The organism is Parasediminibacterium sp. HNIBRBA5674 (genome assembly GCF_056745525.1).
This window is the reverse complement of the sequence record NZ_JBQWIE010000012.1, coordinates 102845-109390: the sequence shown is the minus strand read 5'-3', so window position 1 is coordinate 109390 and position 6546 is coordinate 102845. Positions and strand designations below refer to the sequence as shown.

7 protein-coding genes are annotated in these 6546 nt (G+C 37.2%); 3 read left to right on the top strand and 4 right to left on the bottom strand.

Translation table 11 applies throughout. The features are described from left to right. Positions 1 to 222: 222 nt before the first annotated feature. From ACT9TX_RS08100 to ACT9TX_RS08090, 3 genes are all read left to right on the top strand, one after another. Positions 223 to 1638, top strand: a complete 1416-nt coding sequence (locus ACT9TX_RS08100; RefSeq protein ID WP_481337769.1) for an MBL fold metallo-hydrolase — start codon at positions 223 to 225, stop codon at positions 1636 to 1638. Between the two features lie 271 nt (positions 1639 to 1909). Then, positions 1910 to 2566, top strand: coding sequence for a phosphatidylserine decarboxylase family protein (locus tag ACT9TX_RS08095; protein ID WP_481337768.1), 657 nt, complete (start codon positions 1910 to 1912; stop codon positions 2564 to 2566). A gap of 76 nt (positions 2567 to 2642) precedes the next feature. Beyond that, positions 2643 to 2849, top strand: a complete 207-nt coding sequence (locus ACT9TX_RS08090; RefSeq protein WP_481337767.1) for a hypothetical protein — start codon at positions 2643 to 2645, stop codon at positions 2847 to 2849. 81 nt (positions 2850 to 2930) lie between these two features. Here the strand turns inward: ACT9TX_RS08090 and mgrA are convergent, their stop codons facing one another. From mgrA to ACT9TX_RS08070, 4 genes are all read right to left on the bottom strand, one after another. Continuing rightward, a complete protein-coding gene (gene mgrA, locus ACT9TX_RS08085; protein ID WP_481337766.1) occupies positions 2931 to 3923 on the bottom strand; it encodes an L-glyceraldehyde 3-phosphate reductase in 993 nt (330 codons plus the stop codon). A gap of 44 nt (positions 3924 to 3967) precedes the next feature. Then, positions 3968 to 4624, bottom strand: coding sequence for a DUF6629 family protein (locus tag ACT9TX_RS08080; RefSeq protein WP_481337765.1), 657 nt, complete (start codon positions 4622 to 4624; stop codon positions 3968 to 3970). 18 nt (positions 4625 to 4642) lie between these two features. Then, complete coding sequence (locus ACT9TX_RS08075) at positions 4643 to 5233, bottom strand: methyltransferase family protein (protein ID WP_481337764.1); 591 nt, start codon at positions 5231 to 5233, stop codon at positions 4643 to 4645. Positions 5234 to 5343: 110 nt separating this feature from the next. Then, the gene (locus tag ACT9TX_RS08070; RefSeq protein ID WP_481337763.1) at positions 5344 to 6390 is read right to left on the bottom strand and encodes a nucleoid-associated protein; all 1047 of its coding nucleotides are present in this window, start codon (positions 6388 to 6390) and stop codon (positions 5344 to 5346) included. Positions 6391 to 6546: the final 156 nt, after the last annotated feature.

Here is a 6546-nt window from a genome sequence, read left to right as displayed (position 1 = left end):
AGAATGTGTGGTGGAAATCCTGAAAAACTAAATGAAGTTTTATTGTGTAACACCTCATAAATATCTTTCGTACACCTGTGGTGAAGACACGAACCCAATCTCGCGAAGACGAACCTAATTGTCGAAGAGGTCTATTTCTAATTTCAACAAGTAGCCGCTACCAAGTAAAAGCAATTAGCAAGGCACTTGTGCTTATTTTTGCAGAAATATTTAGGTAGAATTATGTTTATACAACAATTATATACAGGCTGTATTAGCGAAGCAGCTTACTACATAGAAAGCAATGGCGAAGCCGCTGTGGTAGACCCATTAAGAGATATTGACGAATATTTACAACTAGCAACAGAGCGTAAAGCCACCATTAAATACATTTTTGAAACACACTTTCACGCTGACTTTGTAAGTGGTCACTTAGACCTTGCAGCTGCCACAGGCGCTACTATTGTTTATGGCCCAGATACACGTACTAGCTTTCCTGTACATGTAGCAAAAGATGGCGAAACATTTAAGCTTGGCGATATTACTGTAGAAGTATTACACACACCTGGCCACACACTAGAAAGTAGTTGTTTTTTGGTAAAAGATGAACAGCAAAAACCTCATGCTATTTTTACTGGCGATACATTGTTTGTAGGTGATGTAGGTAGGCCAGATCTTGCACAAAAAGGTGAAATTTTAACTACGCAAGACCTTGCAGCAATGCTTTACAAAAGCTTACAAGAAAAAATCATCCCTTTAGTAGATGATGTAATTATGTATCCTGCACATGGCGCAGGTAGTAGCTGTGGCAAAAATTTAGGCCCAGAAACGTATAGCACTATTCGTGAGCAAAAAGCCACTAACTATGCCTTGCAACCACTAACGGTAGAAGAATTTGTAACTGCTGTAACAGAAGGCTTGGCTGCGCCACCGCAGTATTTTCCAATTAATGCTAAAATTAACAAAGAAGGTTACGAAAGCCTTACTAGCATTTTTGAGAAAGCGTTGAAACCATTGTCAATAGCCGCTTTTAAAGCTATTGCCGCAGATGATGATGTTATAGTACTAGATACTAGACGTGCCGATGTTTTCACAAATGGCTTTGTAACAGGTTCAATATTTATAGGGCTAGAAGGCCGCTTTGCAGAATGGGCTGGCAGCTTATTGCCATTTGATAAAAGCATTGTTTTAATAACAGAAATAGGCAAAGAAAAAGAAACCATTACAAGACTTGCACGTGTAGGGTTTGAGAAAATGGTAGGCTATTTGGATGGTAGCTTCGATGCTTGGCAAGCCGCTGGCGAAAAAATAGACATGCTGATAGATGTAGAGGTAGATGAACTAGCAATGGATATTCCTTTTGATGAGAAACTATTGGTGGTAGATGTGCGCAAAGAAGCAGAATATGGTGATGGTCATTTAAAGCAATCTATCAACATTCCTTTAGATGATATGATGGACCCAGCCAGTATGGTAAACCTAGAGGACGATCAAAATATTTATGTGCATTGTGCTGGCGGTTATAGAAGTGTTATTGCATCATCGCTATTAAAGCGCCAAGGCATACACAATATTAGAAACATTGTAGGCGGCTGGAAAAATATTCTAGAACTGAAGGATAAGTTTACCATAGAAAAAACAGAAGCGGTACTAAACTAATAGCTGGTTGATATACTTTTAAGAAAGCCCAAGCAAATATTGCTTGGGCTTTTCACTTTTTAGTACTACCGCTAAGCAATAAGAACGTACAAGTCCCGATTCAAGTGTAACATCGGGATGCCGACAAAAAGGTCGGCATGCGACGCAACCAAAGCTAAATAGTAGTACAAATGCTGGTGACCAAATAAATTTATGTTTATTAAGCTAATAAAAGATGCTGTAAAGCGGCTTAGTTACTAAGGTTTAGCAAAAAATCTCGCATATTTGCAGCATGACAATTCACAGAGAAGGTTACCAATCTATTGGTATTGGTGCGCTGATATTCGGCATCGTAAATGTATTATCGTTTACATTTTTAAGTGGTACTTGGCCCACTGTTACACTCATTATTTTTGTGCTAACACTTGGTTTGTTTTTGTTTTTAGTATCGTTTTTTAGAATTCCAAACAGGCCATTAACCATTGCAGATAACCAAATTATTTGCCCTGCCGATGGTAAAGTGGTAGTGATAGAAGAGATTGTAGACGAGGAATATTTTAAAGATAAACGCATACAAGTAAGCGTTTTTATGAGCCCGGCCAATGTGCACGTAAACCGCAACCCTATGAGTGGCGAAGTAATTTATAATCAATATCATAAAGGTAAATATTTGGTGGCTTGGCATCCTAAAAGTTCAACCGAAAATGAGCGCTGGAGCGTTGCAGTAAAGAACAACTACGGTACTATTTTGTACAAGCAAATTGCGGGTGCTTTGGCAAAAAGAATTTGTAATTACACCACTGTAGGCCAGCAAGTAAAACAAACAGAAGAATATGGCTTTATAAAATTTGGTAGCCGTGTAGATATTTTATTGCCTGTAGGCACAAAAGTGAATGTTCAACTAAACGAAGTAGTAAAAGGTGGTGTTACAGTTTTGGCTACTTGGTAATTTTTAACAAAGAGAATTGGTAGCTATTGCTAAAACTATCTTACTTTTATTTTACAAAAATTTAAAACAAACCAATATGAAAAAATTATTTGTACTAGCAGCAGCTACTTTAGTAATGGGTGCTGTATTTGCACACGAAGGTGGAAAGAAAGATAAAAAATGTAGCAAAGACAAAGAATGCTGCAAGAAAATGGATGGTAAAGAGTGTGGTAAAAAAATGGACAAAAAAGAAACTAAAACTGCTGATGCTAGCACAGCAAAACCAGCAGTAAAAAAAGCGTAAGCTTTGCATGAGATTAATAAAAAAGAGGGCTAAAAACGTAAGTTTTTAGCCCTCTTTTTGTATGTACTACTTTGCTGCTAATTATCCTTTTAAAATCGCTTCTATTTTAGTTAACTCTTCTGTGCTAAAGTCTAAATTATCTAAACACTGCATTGAATCTAGTAACTGTTCTGGCCTACTTGCACCAATTAATACACTGGTTACACGCTTATCTTTTAGCAACCACGCCAATGCCATTTGTGCCAAAGTTTGGTTACGAGAAACAGCTAGTTCGTTTAGTTGTTTAATGATGCTTAGCTTGTCTTCTGTTATTTGTTCTGGCTTTAAAAACACACCTTTTGTAGCTCTTGAACCTTCTGGTATACCATGCAAATATTTATTGGTGAGCAAGCCTTGTGCTAGTGGCGAAAATGGTATACAACCTACACCATATTGTTCTAGTACATCTAGCAAGCCGCCTTCTACCCAGCGCTCAAACATTGAGTATTTTGGTTGATGAATTAAACAAGGCGTACCTAGTTGTTTTAATATCTCAAATGCTTTAGCAGCTTGGTCTGCAGGATAATTAGACACACCTACATACAAGGCTTTACCTTGCCTTACAAACAAGTCAAGCGCAGCCATGGTTTCTTCTAGTGGTGTATCAGGATCTGGCCTGTGATGATAGAAAATATCAACATAGTCTAGCTGCATGCGTTTCAAACTTTGATCCATGCTAGATACCATGTATTTTTTGCTACCCCATTCACCATAAGGACCCGGCCACATGTAATAACCCGCTTTAGACGAGATAATCATTTCGTCTCTATAACCACTAAATTCTTCTTTTAAAATTTTACCAAAATTGGTTTCGGCGCTACCTGGTGGTGGACCATAATTATTTGCTAAATCGAAGTGTGTAATACCGTTATCGAAGGCTGTTTTTAAAATAGCTTTGCAATTGTCTACCACATCTACATCACCGAAATTATGCCAAAGACCAAGTGATAAAGCAGACAATTTAATACCGCTATTACCGCATTTGCGATACTGCATTTTTTTTTGATAGCGATTGCTATCTGGTTGATAACTCATGGCAAAAATGTATTTAGTGCCTAAATATAAATGCTTGCTATAAATTAAGCATCCTGCATGCTAATTTTATTTTGCAAAGCCAAAATACGATAGATAATAACGCTTAATAAAGCTGCAAAAAAGCACCATACCGATATTAACCAAGCTTGATAAAAGATGCCTGTAAGTACTAATGATGTAGCCAATACAATAGCAAACCAACGCATTTTTTTAAAACTACTAACAAAGCAAGGTACTAGTGTAACAATGCCATATACAATTTCGCTTACTGCTACAAATGGTCTAGGGTAAGTGATTAAGTGCTCTATGTGTTTACCATAAATTCTGCTTTCTACATGATAGGCAGATAGGCAATAAATCTCACCAAGGCTCAATATCAAGCCTAAAATAAAAAAGACAAAGAGAATGGTTTTTTGAGGCTGCTTAGTCTCGAACAATAACGCTGCAAAAGGCACCCAAACTGGCCACAAAGCATGGGCAAAAAACAAGAACGCATGTGTAGCGGCTTGCTGCCAATGGGCATATTGCTGATGCGTTAAACTTAGCCATACAAAGCCTTCGCTCAATTGCTGAATACCAAACAACAATGGTATTGCCGCAAACGCTAGCTGCGATTTTGATTGTACTTTTTGCGTAGTAATAATACCAGCGGTTGTTAATACTGTGCCAGCACTAAAGCTCGCAATAGCCGAAAAGCACATTCAATATGGTTTTAGTAATTAGAACAATTTAGGCACTAGCATAGGCACACTTACCTGATACAATTGATAAGCTTTACCAAATAATTTTATAAGCTTCTTTTCTTCAAAATAAATACCAATGCGGGTGTAAAGCGTAATGCACATGCAACTTACAGTATTGCTAGCTAATGGTTGCCATAAAAACAAACTCCACACAAAAAGTATGGTTACTGTGTACAGCGGGTGGCGCACCACTGTATGAATGCCCGTTGTTTCTAAGTGTACCTTGGCTTGCTTGCCTGTTAATGCATCGATACCACTTAAATCGGCAAAGTATTTTTTCATGCACAAAAGCATTAAAGCACTGCTTATAACTACTAATAAACCAGCCACTATTTTTTGTACCAACGATGGCTGCCAAAGCCATTGTTTAGTAATGGAAACATGATACCAAACTACCAATGCTAAACTAATAGTGGCAAATATTGAATAGCTTGGTCGGTAGTATTTATACTTGGCTTTAAGCCATTTTTCTAGCCTATTTTTTAATGGTTGATAAGCCAAAATACTATGCAACATGCCAAATGCTAACCAGGCTAAAACGAGTGTTATATAAGGATGTATAGGCAAAGGGCTATGTTTAGTTATACTTTATCAACTACTGAAATCCATTCTTGTATCATTGCTTGCAATAATCGTTCCTTCAATTGTACATCTTGCAAATCCTTAAAAGTGACGGTTTATGATTCTTCATCAAAATACAAAGTGTAGAAGTTTTTACCTTTTACTTCATCGTAGCCACGTTCTATTAAGTCTTTACGCCCATGAATGTATACGTGAAAGTTTTTGTCGAGTTTTAAGATGCTTTTAAACAGCTTCTCTTGCTTTTTTACTGCCGATACGTGAATGGCAAATTCATCGTCAATAGCTACTTGCTTGGCTTGCTCGTACACCTGCTTGTAATTGGTAAAAGCTTCCATTACTTCTGGGTGATGAATCACTTCTTCTGCAAACTCTTCAAACTGAAAATTCTCTTTTGTTTTAAAATATTCCATGCTACGGTTTAGCATGTCTATTTGGTCACTTTTATTGACGTCAAATTGCTCGGCTATCTCTGTGCTTATAAACAATTTGGCCATACTCAAAGCATTGTTAGTGCTATGGTAACTATCAGCATAAGGTGTTACGTGCAAAAACTCGTTTATCCAATATTGCGCATCGTTTTGCTTGTTGGTTGCATCTACCACACACACCACATAACCTTGCTCTCTATTTACCTTAAAAATTAAACAACCCTTATCTAGCTTATTTATGTTAATGCCATCTTCTGCTGCTACTTCCCAGCCTTGCCCATGTGGAAATACTTTTAAAAACGTTTCTTTCGATTCACTTTTAAATATGCCTATCGCTTCTACATATTCGGTGTCAAACGGTACATTTTTAAAATGCACCACATACATTTCGCCTTCTTTTACTTTTACGTGTGTGCTTTTATTGAAAAGAAAGGTGGCTAGCAAAGCAGATTGTGAAGCAAACTTTTTAGGATTGTCAAATATTTGCCCTACATAGCTATACACTTCATTAAGGCCAATATCACTGATATGGGTAAAATAGTATTGCTCATTTACATTAAAAGGTGCTAAAAAATACTTAGCCAAAATACCTCTTACAATACCATCGTTCAACGATAAAGTATTGGCTGATAATTTTAAGTCTTCGCCACGAGAAGGATTGCCCACTTTGTGTACAATGGCTTGGCTTATTTCTACGCTGTCTATACCTGTCATAAAAACGAAGATAGACCACTGAATTTAATGATTGAAATGAAAATCTGATGGGAACGTTGATACCGCTGATGAAACAGATTTACACAGAAAGAAACTTTTAGTCCCACACTACTATAATCTACGATTATCCGCTTAATCAGTGTCATCAGTGTTCCT

Bases quoted from the DNA above. Each gene is read 5' to 3' on its own strand.
- ACT9TX_RS08100 (WP_481337769.1), top strand. From the start codon at position 223: ATGTTTATACAACAATTATATACAGGCTGTATTAGCGAAGCAGCTTAC.
- ACT9TX_RS08095 (WP_481337768.1), top strand. From the start codon at position 1,910: ATGACAATTCACAGAGAAGGTTACCAATCTATTGGTATTGGTGCGCTG.
- ACT9TX_RS08090 (WP_481337767.1), top strand. From the start codon at position 2,643: ATGAAAAAATTATTTGTACTAGCAGCAGCTACTTTAGTAATGGGTGCT.
- mgrA (WP_481337766.1), bottom strand. From the start codon at position 3,923: ATGAGTTATCAACCAGATAGCAATCGCTATCAAAAAAAAATGCAGTAT.
- ACT9TX_RS08080 (WP_481337765.1), bottom strand. From the start codon at position 4,624: ATGTGCTTTTCGGCTATTGCGAGCTTTAGTGCTGGCACAGTATTAACA.
- ACT9TX_RS08070 (WP_481337763.1), bottom strand. From the start codon at position 6,390: ATGACAGGTATAGACAGCGTAGAAATAAGCCAAGCCATTGTACACAAA.